Source organism: Halodesulfovibrio oceani subsp. galateae, from assembly GCF_055397225.1.
Map to the genome: position 1 here is coordinate 1938294 of NZ_AP042453.1, position 18257 is coordinate 1956550.

At 50.6% G+C, this 18257-nt stretch carries 24 protein-coding genes; 1 reads left to right on the plus strand and 23 read right to left on the minus strand.

Features of this window, described 5'->3' with window-relative positions; all coding sequences use genetic code 11:
* Positions 1-300: 300 nt before the first annotated feature.
* The 23 genes from ACZ5V1_RS08600 to ACZ5V1_RS08710 all read right to left on the minus strand — a co-directional run bounded on the left by ACZ5V1_RS08600 (position 301) and on the right by ACZ5V1_RS08710 (position 16230).
* On the minus strand, positions 301-978 hold the full coding sequence (locus tag ACZ5V1_RS08600; protein WP_464391501.1) for a hypothetical protein: 678 nt from the start codon (positions 976-978) through the stop codon (positions 301-303).
* On the minus strand, positions 975-1532 hold the full coding sequence (locus ACZ5V1_RS08605) for a baseplate complex protein (RefSeq protein ID WP_464391502.1): 558 nt from the start codon (positions 1530-1532) through the stop codon (positions 975-977). Before ACZ5V1_RS08605 ends, ACZ5V1_RS08600 begins: the two co-directional genes overlap by 4 nt.
* Positions 1529-2425, minus strand: a complete 897-nt coding sequence (locus ACZ5V1_RS08610; RefSeq protein WP_464391503.1) for a hypothetical protein — start codon at positions 2423-2425, stop codon at positions 1529-1531. The genes ACZ5V1_RS08605 and ACZ5V1_RS08610 overlap by 4 nt, the downstream gene beginning before the upstream one ends.
* Positions 2412-2855: a hypothetical protein gene (locus tag ACZ5V1_RS08615; RefSeq protein WP_464391504.1), complete on the minus strand. Its 444-nt coding sequence runs from the start codon at positions 2853-2855 to the stop codon at positions 2412-2414. The genes ACZ5V1_RS08610 and ACZ5V1_RS08615 overlap by 14 nt, the downstream gene beginning before the upstream one ends.
* A gap of 8 nt (positions 2856-2863) precedes the next feature.
* Positions 2864-4297, minus strand: a complete 1434-nt coding sequence (locus ACZ5V1_RS08620) for a phage tail-collar fiber domain-containing protein (RefSeq protein WP_464391505.1) — start codon at positions 4295-4297, stop codon at positions 2864-2866.
* Positions 4294-4809: a phage tail protein gene (locus tag ACZ5V1_RS08625; protein WP_464391506.1), complete on the minus strand. Its 516-nt coding sequence runs from the start codon at positions 4807-4809 to the stop codon at positions 4294-4296. The genes ACZ5V1_RS08620 and ACZ5V1_RS08625 overlap by 4 nt, the downstream gene beginning before the upstream one ends.
* Positions 4809-5987 carry a baseplate J/gp47 family protein gene (locus ACZ5V1_RS08630; RefSeq protein WP_464391507.1) on the minus strand — a complete coding sequence of 393 codons (1179 nt, stop codon included), beginning with the start codon at positions 5985-5987 and terminating at the stop codon, positions 4809-4811. The genes ACZ5V1_RS08625 and ACZ5V1_RS08630 overlap by 1 nt, the downstream gene beginning before the upstream one ends.
* Positions 5987-6313, minus strand: a complete 327-nt coding sequence (locus tag ACZ5V1_RS08635; protein WP_464391508.1) for a DUF2590 family protein — start codon at positions 6311-6313, stop codon at positions 5987-5989. Before ACZ5V1_RS08635 ends, ACZ5V1_RS08630 begins: the two co-directional genes overlap by 1 nt.
* On the minus strand, positions 6313-8145 hold the full coding sequence (locus ACZ5V1_RS08640) for a phage tail tape measure protein (RefSeq protein WP_464391509.1): 1833 nt from the start codon (positions 8143-8145) through the stop codon (positions 6313-6315). The genes ACZ5V1_RS08635 and ACZ5V1_RS08640 overlap by 1 nt, the downstream gene beginning before the upstream one ends.
* A gap of 9 nt (positions 8146-8154) precedes the next feature.
* On the minus strand, positions 8155-8322 hold the full coding sequence (locus ACZ5V1_RS08645; protein WP_464391510.1) for a DUF6890 family protein: 168 nt from the start codon (positions 8320-8322) through the stop codon (positions 8155-8157).
* A gap of 17 nt (positions 8323-8339) precedes the next feature.
* Positions 8340-8600, minus strand: coding sequence for a putative phage tail assembly chaperone (locus ACZ5V1_RS08650; protein WP_464391511.1), 261 nt, complete (start codon positions 8598-8600; stop codon positions 8340-8342).
* Between the two features lie 12 nt (positions 8601-8612).
* Entirely contained in the window at positions 8613-8849 is a 237-nt protein-coding gene (locus ACZ5V1_RS08655) for a hypothetical protein (RefSeq protein ID WP_464391512.1), read from the minus strand.
* Positions 8850-9263: a holin family protein gene (locus ACZ5V1_RS08660; RefSeq protein ID WP_464391513.1), complete on the minus strand. Its 414-nt coding sequence runs from the start codon at positions 9261-9263 to the stop codon at positions 8850-8852.
* 1 nt (position 9264) lies between these two features.
* Entirely contained in the window at positions 9265-9669 is a 405-nt protein-coding gene (locus ACZ5V1_RS08665) for a structural protein (RefSeq protein ID WP_464391514.1), read from the minus strand.
* The gene (locus ACZ5V1_RS08670) at positions 9662-9868 is read right to left on the minus strand and encodes a TraR/DksA C4-type zinc finger protein (RefSeq protein WP_464391515.1); all 207 of its coding nucleotides are present in this window, start codon (positions 9866-9868) and stop codon (positions 9662-9664) included. The genes ACZ5V1_RS08665 and ACZ5V1_RS08670 overlap by 8 nt, the downstream gene beginning before the upstream one ends.
* Positions 9869-10321 (minus strand): phage protein, encoded by a 453-nt coding sequence (locus tag ACZ5V1_RS08675; RefSeq protein ID WP_160715883.1) that lies wholly within the window; start codon positions 10319-10321, stop codon positions 9869-9871. It lies immediately after the preceding gene.
* Between the two features lie 357 nt (positions 10322-10678).
* Positions 10679-11791 carry a DUF2586 domain-containing protein gene (locus tag ACZ5V1_RS08680; protein ID WP_464391516.1) on the minus strand — a complete coding sequence of 371 codons (1113 nt, stop codon included), beginning with the start codon at positions 11789-11791 and terminating at the stop codon, positions 10679-10681.
* A 9-nt stretch (positions 11792-11800) separates the two neighbouring features.
* Entirely contained in the window at positions 11801-12514 is a 714-nt protein-coding gene (locus ACZ5V1_RS08685; protein WP_464391517.1) for a virion morphogenesis protein, read from the minus strand.
* Entirely contained in the window at positions 12501-12962 is a 462-nt protein-coding gene (locus ACZ5V1_RS08690) for a phage tail protein (RefSeq protein WP_464391518.1), read from the minus strand. Before ACZ5V1_RS08690 ends, ACZ5V1_RS08685 begins: the two co-directional genes overlap by 14 nt.
* A complete protein-coding gene (locus ACZ5V1_RS08695) occupies positions 12962-13438 on the minus strand; it encodes a head completion/stabilization protein (RefSeq protein ID WP_464391519.1) in 477 nt (158 codons plus the stop codon). Before ACZ5V1_RS08695 ends, ACZ5V1_RS08690 begins: the two co-directional genes overlap by 1 nt.
* Positions 13439-13538: 100 nt before the next feature.
* Positions 13539-14237 carry a phage terminase small subunit gene (gene gpM / locus ACZ5V1_RS08700; protein ID WP_464391520.1) on the minus strand — a complete coding sequence of 233 codons (699 nt, stop codon included), beginning with the start codon at positions 14235-14237 and terminating at the stop codon, positions 13539-13541.
* 94 nt (positions 14238-14331) lie between these two features.
* Positions 14332-15360, minus strand: coding sequence for a phage major capsid protein, P2 family (locus tag ACZ5V1_RS08705; RefSeq protein ID WP_464391521.1), 1029 nt, complete (start codon positions 15358-15360; stop codon positions 14332-14334).
* Between the two features lie 9 nt (positions 15361-15369).
* A complete protein-coding gene (locus ACZ5V1_RS08710) occupies positions 15370-16230 on the minus strand; it encodes a GPO family capsid scaffolding protein (protein ID WP_464391522.1) in 861 nt (286 codons plus the stop codon).
* A 95-nt stretch (positions 16231-16325) separates the two neighbouring features.
* On the opposite strand from ACZ5V1_RS08710, the gene ACZ5V1_RS08715 reads away from it, so the two are divergent.
* Positions 16326-18110, plus strand: coding sequence for a terminase large subunit domain-containing protein (locus ACZ5V1_RS08715; RefSeq protein ID WP_464391523.1), 1785 nt, complete (start codon positions 16326-16328; stop codon positions 18108-18110).
* Positions 18111-18257 lie beyond the last annotated feature (147 nt).

The following is an 18257-nucleotide window of genomic DNA, read 5'->3' on the forward strand; positions in this document are numbered from 1 at the left end:
CCAGCCCTCTCCCTACTATCCCACCACCATCTTATGGGCTGCTAGCTAGGCAAAAAACTAAACACTCTTTTCTTAATAGGCTTACGCTCACTTTAAGCAGCAACACCATAACCCAACATCAAATTAGATTAATTTTAAAAATCGCTTCCCATCTTAACCTTTTCTTAACCACCCTGATCACTATACTCCCACGCAAACCCAACCGGTTTCTAATGTTGCCTGCCCTGCAATTAGGGCAGTGACTTAAAGCAAGGGAAGAACCACCCCCCAGAGCTATTCATACGTTCTTCCCTTGCTTTTTTATCCCACCACCATCTCATGGCCTATCAGCTGTAACGACTTTACACGCTGCCCATTCAGCAACACACCCGCACGCAGCGCAGGAATTACCGGAAGCACCTTTGCTCCGGCTGCTGTTACGCCTGTAAAAAACTTTTCTTCAATATCCACTGGCCGCGTTGCCCAGCGACTATGTTTCCATGAACCTACAAAGACAGAACCGTCCGGCTGCGGCTGCCAGAAATAGTCTTCTATGCCGAACATCGCACCGAGCTGATCCATGCCATGGTAGCCACTGCCGAGGGTATGAAAGTGCGGAATCTTGCGATCTGAATACGGCTGCTCCGGAACAGTAAAGGCAAGGTCTGTTTTGTCGCTGTAGACGCGCAGAACATCGCGCAAGGTGGGGTGTCGTAGGCTTATGGGAAGCTGATAGCTTAGGGCTGCCGCCATTTCTCTGCAAAAAATCTTCTGCGTTGCAGCATCTACCGTATGGCTGCTTTCAATGTAGCCGGTGAAAAATAGTTGGTCCTTGTTCTGACTGGAATAGCCAAGCCGAAACTGTACTATGCCGCTAAGCACACACGGCGACTGCACACGAAACAACGCGCGACCGGACGTGTTAAGTTCCAGCCGCACATCATCTTCCACAAGCTTGCAGGGTTTGCCGCCGATATAGAGCGATTTTCGCAGCTTCATGCCAGCGCCCTGTCTATTTTATGCAGAATATTTTCGAGCATTGTTAGTGGCTCCTGTGCGGCCTCGGCTGTCTGCGGCATAGGTTGCGAGGCTTCCTGCTTTGGAGCAATGGCTGCACCTTCACTCTTTTGCGCTACCGGCTCCGGTGCTTTTTCACGCTTTTCCGCTTTCTCCGGAACACTCAAATATTCTCGCAGGGTGAAGGAAACCGCCCACGCTTGCTGCCCTTCTATCGGCTTCCAACTAAAGCGATCGGACACGCGCACCTGCTTTATGCCTGCGGCGTTGGCTTCACGGTTTGTAATGTTGTACACCTTGCCCTCACCATGCTCGCCGCGTGCTTCTATTACGCGGATTAATTCGCGCAGCTGCTTTGCATCCTCGCATCGAATATTGGTCGATACGCTCAGCTTTTTCGGTTTTACGCCCTTATCCACACGCGCCGTGCCGCTTGTTTCTCCGGAAAGATCTTCTGTGCGAATTTCCAACTCTCCGGAGACGGTCAAATTGTAGCCTGGTACATTGAATCCGCTCAGCTGCAAATATTCTGTCATAGCCCAAGCACCTCCCTTAATACCTTCAATTGCGGCGGGGGCGCGAGCCAGCACATGGCGGCGCTCAGTTTGTACACGCTTGAGGGAGTGCCGCTTTTAAGCAGCTCGCCGCGAAGCCCTGCAAGGCTGCCTTCACGATACAGCGCTTTTCCTGCGCCGCCCTTCATGCTTTCTACAAGCTGCTGCCATGCCTGTTCTGCCTGCTGAATATGCGCTGCTTTCTTATCCATAAGCGCCGCAAGTTGTGCCTCCGGCGTGGTTGATTCGTTGTATCCTTCGCCCACTGCCACAAGGCGCCCCAGACGCGAATCCACAGAGCGAACAGCTCCGTGTTGTCGCAGATCCCGTTGCTGAAACTCCGGCCAAATGCGTCCTGCAGGAGTAATAAGTTTATCTTCCTCGTGCGTGTTCAGCGCATTTGCCCGACGCATAACAAGCTGCAATTCCGTTACCGGAAACACCTGTAAAAACGCATCGAGCTGCTTAACAAAATCCGAATGCGTTGCGCCATACAGCAGAACAAACACGGCTGCCAGTTTACCGGAAGGCAGCGCTTCCTCCGCATCAACAAGCTTATTGCCTAGCGCCGTAAGCGCATCGTTAGGAGTAAGATAACTGTACTCGCCGCGACGATGCCCAACCGTATGCACATACGGATGCACGCACACGCAGCGCCCCGACTGCGCAGTGATATCAATCAACGCGCTTCGCAAAGTCGCAACCGTTGCCGCACCAGAAGAAAGTGGATTACGCGCAGCCGGCACAACTCCAGTAATAGAAGAAAGCCGCCCTTTGCTGCCAGCCAGTTCGCCAGCAGCTCCGGACAGCACAGGAGACAAAGAGTTACGAATGCTCGCTCCGGTCGGAGCAAAAGAAATATTAGACCACAGCACTAAGCGTTACCAATTCTGCACGCAGCGCCTGTGCCTGCTCTTCCAGCTCAACAAGGCGATTGTCGTCAAAGTCTGTAGATGTGCCCGCAAGTTTTGCGCGCAATGGGCGAACAGAAGCGAGATCATTGGCTGTTAGGAGGGATTGGATTTCTGTGATTCTTTGTTGGGCTTTTTCTGCTTGGGTAGGTTCTGGGGGGACAATAGCGTCAAGGCGAGCCAACTCTGCTGTTACAGCATCAATAAATGGCTGTACGATAGAAGAATCCGTACTGTTTTCTTCATACAACCCTTTATCGTTAAGCAGCTCCTGCCTAATCGTTGTACCGTCATAGTGCATTGCGTGAAGAGTATCCGGAGCTGCGAAAGAAAATTGAACGGGCTTACCGTTAAGAATTATTAAATTGTCCGATGGAATTACTGTAAGCTTCATAACAGCTCCTACAAACGTTTTATGAGGAAAAGACCGATGTATGGCGGGCGGTTTTCGTGTGCTTGAGAGGCGCCAACCGCATCAGTCTGAGCAGATATGCTGGGTGAATCTTTTGATAAAAAATTAGTCAGACCGCCCAAGTTGGTCTTATTACCAGAGGGGATAGGATGAACATGGGCAGGGAGCGTGTTTTCGGTCAGTGTAACTTGTTTTGAACCACCGACGTCACCTAAGTTGTACTCTCCACCAGCACTTACAATAAATCGGTCTACTGCATTTATTGTCGGAACCATCCTTCCGTCTGGCGCTTCATATGTGCGACCGTCACACACACCGTAATTTAAATCTGGCAGACCTGTTTTTACATCAACAGGTCTACCTTCTGCACTTACAGCACCATCAAACCAAATACAGCCACCGTGGATCCCTGCCGAATGCACCTCTGCATTCCCCATATGATCAGTTATTAATTTTGTAACCACGGTAATAGCAGTAGAGATAGCCGCTGTAACCTTAACCATCGTGCTATGCGGATCTTCTTTATCCTGTGCATGAGAATCTGCTTTGCCTTTCAAATACTCCACAAGATCGCTAACAACTTCTTCCGTTCTGCGGGTATCCGTAACCACACCTGCAGCGTCAATTTCTGCCACCTTCACTAAGTAGTGTTTGGCCAGATTGGCATCTACAAAATCTGCCTTGTTCTGCACCAAAACTGGCTCAACCACCGACACAACATCACTGCCCTGCTGCTGCAGAGACACATCAAGAAATACATGTTTTGGCAGTGCGGAAACAGTAAGCTGTGTATCGTTTTTAAGAACACAGCGGATGCCTTCAACATACCCAGCGCCAGCTTTAAGCACGTAGTTACTGCTCTCTTTGATCACAGAAAAACCATCGTTAAAAAAGCAGCTGCGCCCGTAGATGTCGCGATTACTCAAACGCTCACGCTCATCAATGGAACGAAGGCGCGCAGTAAAATCTACCTGCCATGTTTTAGCCTCAACAGTAATATTGGTTACGGCCTTGGCTCCGGAGAACTCCAACAAAAAGTTACGCGTAAGATTATTGCCAAGCGTATTGCTTGCTTTATCCGTTTGCCACTTTTCCGTAACTGGCAGATGCGTCACCGCCACAAGCACATCATCCACAGATGAATACAGTCCAAGCCAATTGAACTGGAAGTTTCCAATTTCACTTCCAAGCAGCATGGAATACACAACCTGATTCGGATTAACGTACTCCTTAAAATCTTCCGGAATACCGTACTCATGCACCACATGTGCCTGCTCTGGTTTTCCCTCGCTACGATCAACCGGTAGGCTCACATCAAGATCGGGGATATTGGCAAGAATGATGGTATCTATTGAAAGAACAGCCGCTGCGCCAATCTTTTGCGCAATAAGCTGCTCCCCTGCTGTTGTAATTACTGTGCTCATAACGTTGCTCTTACCACCTGATAGTCGTTGTTAAACTCATGTGCTGTTATCTGTAATGTCATTGGCGTAATTACTGTCCATCTATACCGCCTGCAGGTGCGTCCGTAATGTTGAATTAGTACGGTAAGCAGCCGTTGGTTTTCTGCCAGCTGAGAGTCGGATAACTGAATATCCACCACGTCCCAATCCACACCGTCCATGCGCTCTTCAATTTCCACATAGCCAATACCAAGCCGCATGAAGATACGCTTGAATCCGGCAACGCTTCCTGCATCTTTGGCGTTGATGTAGGCATACTTCACGCGCTTCCGGAACAGACTCAGCGGCTCACCTTTAAAGCGGTCTATGTCGCGCTGCCATGCAATAAGATTGAGTACCCCTTCAGCACATGTTTCCGGATTACTCTGCACGGCTGGCCACATTGCCCACTCTGTGAGTTTGGCAAACCATTGGGAACAAGCGGCAGCCAGCGCGCTGATCTGTTCTTTAGAAAACCAAAACGGTAGCTGCACTATTCTGCTCCCAGTAAAACTGTAAGAGTAGAAAGCACTGGCAGGGTAAGCTCACTTACAATGTCATCTTGAGAAAATTCGACAGAACGCAGATCTAAAAACTGGCCATGCAACTCGTCGGAAAGGCGGGAAAAGGAAAAACGACCAAGCGGCCATGTTTTGGAAACGGTAAAATCTGTGTTTTCTCTAAAGGCGCAGCGCACCATGTTCTCAACACCAACTCGCAACGCTTCCTGTTTTTCATCGGAAAGATGCGCCACAGGATGTACCGTAACCGTCAGTGGCACAGCAGTTGTGGGCATAGGGAAGCAACGTAAATCGTCCCCGTGTCCGTGATTTCCGGTATCACGAATATGTGTGTTGATGGTGTCCACAACGTCCTGCGTGGGCACTCCTGTTTCAATCATCACATAGCAATTGGCAGATCCGGCACCACGCGGGGCATCGTGCTCAAAGAAAAGATAATCCGGACGAATGCCCGCAAAGCTGGAAATCTCAGCCGTGTACGCTGCATCATGATGATACTGCCCGACCGCAGAAAATTGATTACGACAACGCAACCGCAGCGGCTCGTCCTCTTCTGTATCCGCCCCTGCAACGTGCAGCCAGTCTGCATTGTTAGTAACGGATGCAACACCTGTAATAGCGACTGGCAAAATGGAATAGTACGCAGGACCAAGGTTGTAAGCATTGCCAATTTGCTCTGCTGTTACTGGCAAAAGCCCTGTAAGCTGCCCGTCTACAATGGTTACATCTGCGCTGCTCACAAGCCTGTACACATAGCCGTTGATTGGCGGACTCTCCACAACCGTATCAGCAGGAATAAACAAAGCTCCCGTGCTTACAGTACGGGTAACAGCAAGCTGCCCTTGCACCTTCACTCCGGCTTTTCGCTCCACATCCACACCCCAAGCATACAAATCGAGCCATGTGCTGCTCGCGTACCGCAAAAAAACATTGGGCAACGCATGTTCAACAAGCAGCTTCACCAGTTGCTTGCACGGCTCTGTAACAACAGCAGTAATCAGCCTCCAAAACGGGCTCCACTTACTGTCATTTTGAATAAGGCCGCCCTGCTCGCTGTTAATTGTATTCCAGCGCTGCTGCATAGCTTCTTCTGTTACAGGCACACCGGCATCTTGCAGCATGGCAGTAAATATTTTGTTAGGCTCTGCCACTAGTTTGCCTCCAGCTGCAGAGAAAGTTTTCCAAACTCAAGCGTCTGTGCCAGTACATAAAAAACACCAAGTTCCGGTTCTTCTATGTACACAGTGCCAGGCTTAATTCGAGCATCTTCCTCAATAGCAATTTCAAGCTTAATAAGATTCGCAAAACGCTTGCGCTTATCCTTGTTCGCCACCAGCTCCACAAGTAAACCCGTCTCACGAATCATATGCACCAAATCTTGTGCAATGCAGTCCACATCATGCACCAATACAGGGTTACGCCCTGCATCAAGCGTTATGTCGTCGTCCGTTACAAGTAGGTCTGTATATTTAGGCACTACGCACCAGCCATAAGCAATTGTTCGCGCAGGGCTTGCGCATCCTGCTTGCCTTCTGTGGTAATAACCACCTTGCCTATAGATTGGGTGCGACTCTGGCTGCTGGATTGTGCGTTAATAATTTTCTGCTGCACACCACCTGCAGGCACCGCCGCTGTGCGTGGAACTTCCAAGGAGGGAGAGGTGGAAGGGACAGCGTCATCCCCCATAGAGATATCCACCCCGGGGAGCAGATTCATTTTTTCCAAAACCCAATGGACTGCGCCGCCAAGTGAATCGAACCAGCCAAGAATAGACTTGAACACGCCCTCGAAACCTTCATCAAAAAAGGTGAACAACAGCCCGATGGGCGTAAACAGTTTTACAAAATCGAACGCTGCATACAGAGCTTCGCTCCATCCGGCATCAGTAAACGCTTCTGCCAAATCATCCCACCAGTAGATAAGCGCTCCAACTGCTGCCACAACACCAACAATTGCGGCAATAATCCATGTGCCAGGGAACCCCCATAACGCAAAGTTCGCAAGCCACTGAGAACCGGAATAAGCGGTCCATATACCCTTGCTCCATGCAACGGCTCTACCTAACGGGCCAAAAATTGTACTTAGTCCCAGCGTAGCAATACTCATAATGCCAGAAGCCGCAGCTGCAGCGCCAAGAACGCCAGCAAAACCAATAAGCACTACAGCACCATACCCAACCCAGCGTGTGAGGTTTGGAAACTCCTGCGACCAACCAAGCATTGTTGCAGATCCATTCGCAAAAGCATCAACAATAGGGTTAATTGCAGGCAGCAAAGCCTGCCCAAGCACAGTAGTAAGAGCACGGCCACCGGCAGAAAGCCTGTCGAACGGATCAACCATTCCCTTTGCCATCTGCTCCGCCTTGCTCATGCCATCCACGTTACCGAGCTTAGCAATAGATTCGCTAAGACTGTCAGTGTCCGACATAAGCAGCTTAATAAGAGAAACAGCCTCATCCGAGCCAAACGCTTTTTTAAGCTCATCGCCTTCTGCAACGTCCAGCGTATCGCCAAACTCACCTTTAAGCTTGGTGAGAATATCCATCATGCCGAGCATGTTGCCGTTGGCGTCTGTAAAATCCAGCCCAAGCTTTTCCTGCGCGCCGCCAATACCGGAAAGGAACGACTTGTACTTAGTACCAGCTTCACTGCCGGACATAGTCGCCTGCAGGCTGCCCATAACCGCCATCTGCTCTGCCATATCAATTCCGGCAGCAGTAGCGTTGGCACCAATGGCAGTAAACGCGGCAGACATTTGCGAACCTGTGGTTTTAAACATCTGAACAGCCGTTGCAGTTTTACCCGCAAGCTGCTCTACCCACGTGGCCTTGCCCATCTCGTTTGCTTGCGCTTTAAAAATGCCGAACATTGTACCGGTGTAGTCGGTAATGGTAGCAGCGTTAGCCTTGGTTGCTTTTGCAAGCACGTTGGAAGCTTTGGTAAAACTCGCCAGCTCGTTGCCTGTTAAGCCGGAAATAGAAGATTGAATGTCGTACGCAGAAGCCGCAACAGCATCCGCAGCCACACCATAGTTTATAGAAAAACCAAGCGCTTCACGGTTCAACTTACCAAGCGCTGCGCTATCAACATCAAGGCTGCCAACTTCCGCCAGTGCCCTATTCATATCCCGCGCTGGGGAAAGCATAGCATCAAGCCCCTGCCCAGCACCCCACATGCCCGCAGCGCCAACACCAATTTGCGTAAACGACTTACGTGCGTGCCCTGCAAGGCCATCCAATTTCTTTTGGATTTTACCTACAGGGCCGGTAACATCATCTTTAAGTCCAAGCTTAAACCAAAGTTTTTCCATCCACACGTGCTAACCACCAAATGCCTTTGCTATGCCGTTGCACACAGCTATTTCCATTTTGTGCCAGTAATCTTTTTCTAAAAACATGGCCTCGCCCATACAGTGCTCTGTAACTTCGCGCTCCGGAAACCATTTACGCGTAAGTGCAAGCATCTGCTCCAGCGCGTTATGTTCCATGCCCTCTGCAATGCTTTCTACTTTCCCAGCGTAATAGTAACCTTCGGCTTGTAGCTGCTAATAACCGCTGCGGCCAACTCAATGGCAACGCCTGGCTGTTCAAGCAGATCCCGAAGCGCGTCTTTGCATTCAGCCTTCACAGTACGCATAAGAAAATTATGGCAAGGGTTAATCTTGTCCGTTGGCTGCATCTCGTTTGCGTAGGTGTTAAACGCATCCAGCGTCACATCAAAAGAAAGATCGATCCCATTAACAGTAAGAAAAATAGTTTTTTCCACGGTACGCTCCACCTATTTGGTATTGATAAGCTGAAAGAGCTGTTCAAACCGCTTATCAAAACGATCCTCAAAGCCTGCCAGCATTTTTTCTAAATCCTGCTTGGAAGTATAGTTACGCGCCACATACAGTTTAAAGTCCTGCAACTGGCTACGACTAGACTGCGCGTACTGGAACAAATAAACATTCCACATAAGCACAAACGGCCACACGTAACGCGCAATCCACTCAAAAATTTCTGCTGCGTCCATCTACAGCCCTGCTTTTACCTGCTGCTTTTTATCGTACGAACGGGAGGCAGAGTATCCAAGGTAGCCGGAGCCAAACAGCACCCACAACGGTTCTGGAATAGCCTCAAACATAAGCTTCAAATTAGCCGCCGCCTGTTTCATCTGTACTGGCCACCAAACACCCACAATGCTCCCAAGCATCACAAGCAAGATTACCCCGTACATCACATACAAAAACATAGGCCGCGCTCTGCTTGTCCACTTATCCTTGCTCTGTGCCTCAGCAACAATGGCAGAATACCGCGCGTTAAGCTGCGCAAGCTCGCCATTCTGCTCCATCTGCCGCAGTTCACTTGTTGCCTTTGCCTGTTGTGCAGGGTCAGGAAAAATGCGTTTAATCAGCGTATCGCCAAGATTAATTAAATCTCCAAGCATACTACACCCGCGCCAGCTGGCAGCCTTCCATAATCACTTCCGGATCATACGGATTAACGCCATTTTCATGCACAATGATCACTGCAACCAAGTCTTCCAAATGGTCAGCAACGCGGATAACTTCATCCACGCCAACACCCACACGCTGCGCCACATGCTTTACATACGAATCAGTGTCGTTTTCCACCGGCGGCGCCCAGCGGTTAACAATCCCTTCAACCGTATTAATTCCATGCTTGCGCTCATACGTAAGTAAAGTTCTGCCCATAGCGCGAACGCCATGCTGCGGATCTACAAACGTACAAAAATCGTCGTCCAGCTGATCTTCCGCCAAGCCCTTCCAGTCAGCACCGTGCCGAATGTTTCCCGGGTTGTTATTACGAATCCCTCGTGATGCTCTACCCATACGCTGCCTCCTGTTCTGTTTGGCATTCAATACACAGCCTGCAACCCACAACAGCCTCACGCCTAGCTTGCGGAATGGCCTCCCCGCACTCGTCACAATGCGTTAAGCTTTCCCCGCAGCCACGTGCAGCCTGTGCCTCTGCAATGGCAGATTGAATAATACGCTGCTCAATCTCAGACGCTCTATCAAACTGGTCCACCTACAGCAGCCCCTCTGTCTCGTCCTTACGCAAATAAGGAACACCGCCAATGCGCACAAAGTTGGGCGAAGTAACGTCAAAGCTCACCTTACGCAGCAGCTTTTCGCCGCCCTTAGAGTCCACATCTAAAATGGAGCTCAGTTTAAGTTTACAGCCAAACGCCTCCACCTTGTCTTCTTCGCCATCAGCAGTCTTGCCGTAAAACAACAAGTCAAAAGGCTTTAAGCCACGGTACGAGCCTGCAGCCTTAGCCGCCTCTTTAATCAGCTTAAAGTTAGCAATATCCAACTCAAGCTCACCACTGGCAGAAACATCACCGTCCACATGCCCGTTCGGTACGCCGCCGTCAGAAGCAACAGCCGTGTTGTCCGTAATGTCCAGCGTGGCCTTGGCAACACGCACGCGCATATCGCCAACCGTTACATCAATATTTTTTCCGCTTAGTCTTTGCATTTGGGTTCCTTCTTTTCTTGTCTCCGACGGCGCTTCGCAGCGGGATGTCTCCGACGGCTGAGGAAAACCTTTTTGGAAAAAGGTTCTTCCTCAGACTCCTTTCCAAAAACTTTTATTAGCGAGGTCAGCCTGTTGTTTAAGAGCTTGGTGAGCTTAATTAAAACTACCAAACCGAGTACGTAACAGAAGAGTAATCCCCTCGCGGCTACCAACGTCTCTACTTACGGATGTTCCTCGCCCTTAAAAGTTTTGGGAGAGTCCAGAGAAGTCTTTTTCTAAAAGCGGTAGCTGTTCTCGAAGAATGAGAGATTACAGCTAGCGACAGTGGAACAGGTTCTCTGGCCGCCGGAGGCATCCCTATGCATAGTTCTTCAAATCAAGGAGCAAATTACAGGTAATGTCTTTCGGGCTGTTGTACGGTCGCGCTGCCATGTAGAGCTCGACTTTGTTTTTGGTCGGCCAGCTTATGACAATGTCACCATCTTTGGGCGGCTCAATTTCTCCAGGGAAAACCTCACCGAGAATTTCAACGGCCTTGGCCATCTCAAAGAGCGGTCGCATAAAATAGGATTGATTGGAGACAATGGAGGAAGGGGTAGAGTTCAATTTTCGATCGGCAATGCGGGACACTACTAGCGGATAAACTCGACGCATGGCTTTTTGCACCACACGCAGATTTTCAATTACTTGGTAATCGCCACCGGAGACATCAAGTAGATGCCCGTCTGTCCAGTACATGCCCTCGTAATCTGGATACCACCACGGCACGGAGTAACGTGCGTCTGCAAGCGCTTTGAGGATAGAACGGTCAACAGGTCTGCCAAGCTTGTCTTGCGGCTTGTTGGACCATTCGCCGAGCAGATTACCGGTTGCGACTCGCATTGGAGAATCCGCCACGGTTACGGCTCTGTTGGCTAAGCGTCCTGCGTAGGTGCCTAGCTCGTGCCCCCATAAATATGGGACAACAGATACGGTATCTGCACGTAGCCCTGTAAGCAGTGCAATGGCTGCTTCTGTGTATGCAGTCCAAGGATCTGCTGCTGGATCAAGCTTACGGAAAGCGGCAAGAAACAGCGTTGGGCGCATATATTCTGCCATCACTTCGGCCTGCTTTGTCTGCATGGCTTCAAGCTCTGTAGCTTTGGTTACGGGATCTGCAATCACAAAGCCTTCAACGCTTTTTTGCTCCATCACGTAATCAACAGCTTCTTTCCATGTCAGCACACCATCGAGCACAAACACGCAGGCATTCCAGTTTTGTCCGGCGTTCACTTTGGCCGCTTCAACCTGAGTTTTCAGTACGCTTTCAGCCTCGCCAAGTACGGCATCGAGATCGGTGTCTGTATTCACCATATGCAAGCTGCCGCGTCCGGTTTCTCCCAGCCCGATAAAGCAGAAAAAGCGCTCTACTTCTTTAAACGGCCCTTGGTTCCGGTTAAGGCGGTTAACTTGCACTACAGGAGTTGCCATTTGCACCTCTTATTTCTTGAGTTTTTCTATGGTCTGGCGAGCCAAGTCTTGTAACATTTCTTTTGCATCATCTGGCGTTGCACCAAGGAAAGGTCGCGCGGGCGTCTCAACATCCCATCGCGTTTTGCTAAGCCCTGTACCGCGCATAAATCGCAGTATCCGTCCGGCCTGCCCTAGCGTCATGTTTTCACGAATCCACTTTACAGAAACACGTTTTAGCAGTGTCCCCTTGCCGCGTTTTCGCTTCTTCCGTACGCGATATCCGGCATCAATAAGAGACTTGGCTTGAGCACGGGTAGCAGGCTTGTTGTAGTCTGGCCGCCCGTACACTTTTTCAGCCTTTTTCTTGCTCCAAGGTTCGGGAATACCCTTCTGATGCCTATTGGCAATCTGCCCAGCAATTTTGTTCCCGTAGGTAACTTCAGCAGAATCAGACCCACGCCCGTAAACAGTTAAGCCCTTGCTCTTACCAACCTTGGCTTTTGCCAGCCCACGCAGCAGACGTCGCTTATTGCGCGCATCCTTACGCGGTGCCATTGGCAAACCTTCAACTGTACGCTGCTGCCGAATATTCAACACGGCCTGCTTACGCACAGCACGCGCCATGGTCATAATAATTTTGCGCTGCTCTCGTGGCTCCATGGCCAATAGCTGCAGCTGATCTTTGAGCTTGAGGCGGGATTTTCTATCTACAGAAAATTCTAGCGCGCTATTGTTCGCCATGCGCCTTACCGTCCATACCGGCTAGCTCTTCAGCCACATCAATCGGCACATCTGCCACACGCCATTTTCTGCCATTAAACAGAATAGGCCCTTGCTCATCCGGCACCATCTGCAACGATTCTTCAAACTCTATGGCTAGATCAACATCAGCGGTAAAATCGTCATTCAGGCTTGCATCTACTTCCGGATCAGCGAGACCTGCATGGTCACGGTCTTTGTCGTGGTCATGCAGCCAGCTCATAACTAAAAGCAGCAATTCGCTACTGCTCCCGTTAAAAGCTTCCACCTGAATAAGCGCGTCATACTTAAACACGCCAAGCTCCACACCGTGTCCCAAGTCGCGACCAGTGGGGATTGTCTCGCCCCAGTCTGCCACACTCAGCACTTGCTCTTTGGTCAAGTTCGCTGCTTGCAGTAAAAAGGAGGTAAGCGCTGTAAGCTTCTTCATTAAATCAGCTCCACATCAACACGCCCGCTGCCCAAAAAATCGGCAATGGCCTGTGCTGCATAGGCAAGAAAGTTTTCCGTTGTCTCTTCGCTTTCACGCGCTTCGTTTCTGGCTGCTTCCCTGCGGTTAATTGTGGCAAACTGAGGAAGAAGCAGCGCCTTGGAGTACGTAAACACAGCCCGCTTGTAATGTAGCAACGCTGCTGTTTCGTCTCCCAAGGCGCCGCCCTGCTCATCCTCCGGAACGGAGGAAAGGGAGCCACACCCACGCATTATCATGTCACGCTTCCATTCAACCAACTGGCGATTCGTCCACACAACGCCTAGCTTCAGGTGATCCACCAACAGCTGCTCTGCATAATCCTGCGGCAGTCGATAGATTGCTTGAAACTCGGCAACGGTAACGTCCGGCCAAAAACCGTCATTGCATATAACAACAGTAGAAGCTGTAGAAGTGTGTCCGGAGAATGCTGTCATTTCATCATCCTTTTTAGAGAGACTGGCTTTTTCAAAAACTCGGCGTACCCGTTGGTATCCAGTTTTTGAAAAGCCAGTCTTCTCGGGGGTCGAGGAGTACCTAGCTTACGTCTCGTGTGGCCTTTTTTCGTACATCAGCGAGTGCGGTCTTGACCTTCGCACCAAGGCTCAGCGCCTCTTCCAGCACATCCACTGCTGCTGTAAATTTTTCTGCACGGGCAAGATTAAGCCCCTGCTGTCGATAAAACTTCGCGGTCACTTCGTCCGGCAAATCCCACGGCTGACAGCAAACACCGTCTGCATGGTTAAACACCGCTGCAAAATACGGCTGCACACTACGGCCTGCATCGTATTCAGCATCTGCCCATTCTAAAATTGCATCCGCTACAAAAATCTCAACGGTTCTATTAAACCGCTCCGGCAAAGCAACGCCTGCTTCAATGCACCACAAAGCATACTTAACAGCAGAATCCAGCTCGCCAGTGTCAAACAGCCAAACCAAATACCAGCCAAGCAGCTCATGCTTAACGGAACTCGCACGCAGGCGCTCAACATACCCAGCATACTTGTCCACCAGCTCACGCTTAACATCTGCCTTGCGTTCGCGAGAATTAATCCCCTTCAGGCTCTTCAAATCCTGCTGAAGTGCCTTGTCCAACAAAGCACCCAACTGCTGATTCCCAATCAAGCCCGAAGGCGCAACTTTCAGCGTGTCCGGCTTCTCCGGCTCAGGCTGCCCCGCAGCTGCGCGCTCTTTCTGCGCTCGTACTTTTTGCTGATATGTGAGCATCAAACTCATAACGAACCCCTAATAAAAGTTTTAGGAAGGGGGTCTGGGGGAGAACCCTTTTCCAAAAGGGTTTCCCCCAGCCGCCGGAGGCATCAAAACAGTCTTACTGCCAACCATCGCCTGCCGCATTCGGAAGACGAACGTTGTCAAACTCAACTGCAACAAGCTGTTCTACATCCTCGACGACGTAGCCCTCGTTACGACTGTTGAAATCTTCAACGCGATCTTTTTCAGGCTTGTCTTTGATGTGTCGACGCCACTTGCCGTCTTGGAAATAGATGGAGAGGTTTTTGTGATTGGTTATCACCAGACCGCGCCCTGGGAAGTTGGATGGAGTCTCCCACGGCAAACCGCCTAACGTTGCCATGGCTGTGTTCATGGCGTTCTTTTCTGTTGGCGTACCTTTAACGGCTAGAAGCAATGCAGCGCGTTCGCGTGCAATCAGCTCGTCACCGACCATTACGACTAAACCTTTGCGCTTCCATTTCGGGATGCCCTGCAGCATGTCGTTAACGGCAAGATCAAGGTTCTCGTAGTCGCCGCCTTCACCGATTCGGATCTCGTCGGTTGTTGCACCTTGAGAGATAATATTCTCCGGCTTGCGGTCGCGCATGTACTGCACCCACCCCGGGAGAACATCCTGCATGAGCGGGAATTTTGAAAGATCGGTATCCTTGGCGGCATGTGTGCCGTACCAGCCAACTATTTCGCGGTCGTTTGCGATTTGCGCTTGTACGTTGCTAGTGTAGCGATCGTGGAAATCTGGGAACTTCGCCCACACGTCCATTGTTCGGTAGGTCATGTACACATCGCTGTTCACTTGGTGCAGCTGGTACTCGTATGGTTCCAAACCAAGCACATCACGCGGCATGCGTTCTTTACCGTCAACGCTTGTGTCGGTTCTGCCGGACACTGGGCCGGTAACGCAGCCTAAAATATTCTGCCCCTGCAGCTCGAGCACAGGGATAACGTTGATCTTCGGCAGGAAGGAGGATTGCTCTACAATCTTATCCTGCAATCTTTGCTGAACAGAAGGAGCAAGCGAGAACTGCTCCTGCACGGAAGCAACGCCGTAGCCTTCGCAGTAGGCTTTGCACAGGGCGTTGAAGGCTTGTCTTGTTAATGTATTCAAGCGCGCCCCCTAGATTAGTGCGTTGCCGCTGGCAGGGTTAGCGTTCTCCGGAACATTGGTTCCGCCGGCTGCGCCTTCCATACGCTGCGCCATGCTGCCAAACTGCTCGGAAAGCTTGGTCATGCTGTTTACAAGCGGCTCCAGCTGCGCAGAAAAATTGTTCTCCGGCTCGGCTTTTGCGGGTTCCGGCTCTGGTTCCGGCGCGGCCTGCTGGCTGTCAAACTTACCTGCCAAGCCATCAACTGCGCTTTTGGTATCGGTTAAGGCACCGAGCAGCTGATTAAACTGTTCTTCGGTCATGCTTTCCTCTTGTGTTTCTGGTTCTGTAGAATTGCTGCCGAACAGCGCAGCGCCCAGACGCTGGAATAAAGAATAGGCTTCTGGTTTTTGTTCGTCCGGCTGCGCTGCGGCAGCAAAAAAGGATGGTAGCTCTACACCGGTATAAAAATTACCGGCTTGCTCGCTTTGCTTGGTACGCTGTGCGGTGAACAGGCGAATCTGCTCGGTTCCGAGCGAGGCAGGAGTATCGGTAATGGCAATACCTGCAAGGTACGCCTTGCCGGATTTACCAAAGTTGTCCCAGATTTCTATGGAAGAATAGAGCTTCTGCCCTTCCTTATTCTTCTCCAGAAAACGCCAGCCTGGCTTAAACTTGGCGTACAGTTCCACCAGTTCACCGTTCTCGCGTGCTTCCACTGCGGTTACGGTTCCGTGGTTGCCAAAAAAGCGCTCGTGCTCCGGCCAAATTACGGCCTCGTACGTGCTAGGGCTGTAGGATTCCGCAATATCGCGTAAATCCTGCGGCGCTATCTCGCGTCCATCCATTGTGGCGCCGGATTGTGCAACTTTGATAAACTCTGTGTATAACATGAAGCAAACATACACGTATAAATGCATGTTACAACGTAATAGAGTCCTAAAAGACTAGTATAGGACTGTAGAATGGGGAGATATAAAGAAAGGATATGTACTGTAGCGGCATGCCGCAGTATCCAGAAGAAGTAAAAATAGCAGCGCGTGACTTGTTTCTGCGTAAGCACACCATTGCAGAAATACATAAAATGCTCAACCTGTCTAAACGCACGCTCTACCATTGGCGTGATAAAGACGGTTGGGATAACCTGCTACAGCACGAAAGCACAATACACGCAACCAAGCGCCGCCTTGTGCTGCTCACAGGTAAGGAAGACAAGGACAAAACCGACCTTGCAGAGCTGAACACGCTTGTAAATATTTTAGAGCGCCTGCAAAAGCTCGACGAGCGCAGATTCAAAACACAGCAGGAAGCATACGAAGCTGATCCGCAAGAAGAAGACGGCAAGCCTACCCGCACCAAGGGCAAGAAAAAGCCCAAAAAGAAAATCAAAAACGATGTATCGCACCTAACAGCAGAGGACTTTGCAGAACACCTCCACGGCGACTATTTCGTCTATCAGCACGAGCTGCGCGAAGCCAAGCGCTACCGCAACCGCTTCATTCTCAAATCACGCCAAATCGGTGCCACATGGTATTTCGCGCAGGAAGCATTTGAAGACGCATGCCTAACAGGCGACAACCAAATATTCCTTTCCGCCACACGCGCACAGGCAGATGTTTTCCGCTGTTACATAATCGCCATAGCCGAGCAAAAATTCGGCATCGAGCTAAAAGGTAAAGACAAGCTGGAGCTACACACAGCCCATGGCACAGCCACGCTCTACTTCCTTTCCAACAACTCAAAAAGCGCGCAGTCCTACCACGGGCACGTGTACATTGATGAATGTTTCTGGATTAACAAATTCAGCGAGCTCTACAAAGTCGCCACCGGCATGGCAACGCACAAAAAGTGGCGCCGCACCATCTTCTCCACCCCGTCATGCGTCAGTCACGAGGCATACCCCCTCTGGGCAGGCGAGCTATACAACAAGCGTTTCAAAACAAAGCGCGTACAGTTCCCAACCTTCGAGGAGCTGCAAAGCGGTGTAGAATGTGCCGACAAAATCTGGCGCAAAATCATCACTATTCAAGACGCAATGGCGGGCGGCTGCGGCCTCTTCGACCTAAAGCAGCTCAAGCTGGAATACAGCCCCGAAGATTTCGCCAACCTCTTCGCCTGCAAGTTCATAGACGGCAGCCTAGGCGTATTCAAACTCTCAGCACTAGAGCAATGCTACGCAGACAGCAGCGACTGGCACGACTACAGAGCAGACATCCTGCGCCCATTCGGCAACATGCCCGTATGGGGCGGGTACGATCCATCCCGCAGCCGCGACGATGCATCGTTCGTCATAGTAGCGCCGCCGCTAGAGCCACAAGGCACTTTCCGCGTGTTCGCCCGCTACAAGTGGATAGGACAATCACTGCGCTGGCAGGCAGAGCAGATAAAGCTCCTCACCCAGCGCTACAACTTCACCTACATAGGCATGGACACAACCGGCCCCGGATTAGGTGTGCTCGAAATGGTGCAGGCCTTCTATCCGCAAGTAACGCCAATCCATTACGGGCTAAAAACAAAAACGCACCTCGTCCTCAAAACCCAAGACGTAATCAACACAAACCGCATCCACTGGGACGCATCCCTAACCGACATCGGCGGAGCCTTCCTAACAGTAAAGCAAACCTCAACCGCCAACGGGCACATAACCTACTCAGCAAACAGAACCGCCGAAACAGGACACGCAGACGTAGCTTGGGCAATAATGCATGCCCTACACAACGAGCCACTTGCAACCTTACCTAGTGGCGGATCTGATTTCGCAATGAGTGCGTAGGAAGGGAGATGCCTCCGGCGGCTGGGGAAAACCTTTCTGTAGAAAGGTTATTCCCCAGACCCCTTTCCAAAGACTTTTATTAGCGAGGTCAGCCCGTTTTTTGAACACGTTGGAGAGCTTAATGGTTACGACCAAACCACGAACATA

Excerpts from the sequence above, each read along its gene's own strand:
- ACZ5V1_RS08600 (WP_464391501.1), bottom strand. The coding sequence starts at position 978 with ATGAAGCTGCGAAAATCGCTCTATATCGGCGGCAAACCCTGCAAGCTT.
- ACZ5V1_RS08615 (WP_464391504.1), bottom strand. The coding sequence starts at position 2,855 with ATGAAGCTTACAGTAATTCCATCGGACAATTTAATAATTCTTAACGGT.
- ACZ5V1_RS08605 (WP_464391502.1), bottom strand. The coding sequence starts at position 1,532 with ATGACAGAATATTTGCAGCTGAGCGGATTCAATGTACCAGGCTACAAT.
- ACZ5V1_RS08640 (WP_464391509.1), bottom strand. The coding sequence starts at position 8,145 with ATGGAAAAACTTTGGTTTAAGCTTGGACTTAAAGATGATGTTACCGGC.
- ACZ5V1_RS08680 (WP_464391516.1), bottom strand. The coding sequence starts at position 11,791 with ATGGCAACTCCTGTAGTGCAAGTTAACCGCCTTAACCGGAACCAAGGG.
- ACZ5V1_RS08620 (WP_464391505.1), bottom strand. The coding sequence starts at position 4,297 with ATGAGCACAGTAATTACAACAGCAGGGGAGCAGCTTATTGCGCAAAAG.
- ACZ5V1_RS08655 (WP_464391512.1), bottom strand. The coding sequence starts at position 8,849 with ATGGACGCAGCAGAAATTTTTGAGTGGATTGCGCGTTACGTGTGGCCG.
- ACZ5V1_RS08715 (WP_464391523.1), top strand. The coding sequence starts at position 16,326 with ATGTACTGTAGCGGCATGCCGCAGTATCCAGAAGAAGTAAAAATAGCA.
- ACZ5V1_RS08660 (WP_464391513.1), bottom strand. The coding sequence starts at position 9,263 with ATGCTTGGAGATTTAATTAATCTTGGCGATACGCTGATTAAACGCATT.
- ACZ5V1_RS08675 (WP_160715883.1), bottom strand. The coding sequence starts at position 10,321 with ATGCAAAGACTAAGCGGAAAAAATATTGATGTAACGGTTGGCGATATG.
- ACZ5V1_RS08695 (WP_464391519.1), bottom strand. The coding sequence starts at position 13,438 with ATGACAGCATTCTCCGGACACACTTCTACAGCTTCTACTGTTGTTATA.
- ACZ5V1_RS08685 (WP_464391517.1), bottom strand. The coding sequence starts at position 12,514 with ATGGCGAACAATAGCGCGCTAGAATTTTCTGTAGATAGAAAATCCCGC.
- ACZ5V1_RS08645 (WP_464391510.1), bottom strand. The coding sequence starts at position 8,322 with ATGGAACATAACGCGCTGGAGCAGATGCTTGCACTTACGCGTAAATGG.
- ACZ5V1_RS08710 (WP_464391522.1), bottom strand. The coding sequence starts at position 16,230 with ATGTTATACACAGAGTTTATCAAAGTTGCACAATCCGGCGCCACAATG.
- ACZ5V1_RS08690 (WP_464391518.1), bottom strand. The coding sequence starts at position 12,962 with ATGAAGAAGCTTACAGCGCTTACCTCCTTTTTACTGCAAGCAGCGAAC.
- gpM (WP_464391520.1), bottom strand. The coding sequence starts at position 14,237 with ATGAGTTTGATGCTCACATATCAGCAAAAAGTACGAGCGCAGAAAGAG.
- ACZ5V1_RS08665 (WP_464391514.1), bottom strand. The coding sequence starts at position 9,669 with ATGGGTAGAGCATCACGAGGGATTCGTAATAACAACCCGGGAAACATT.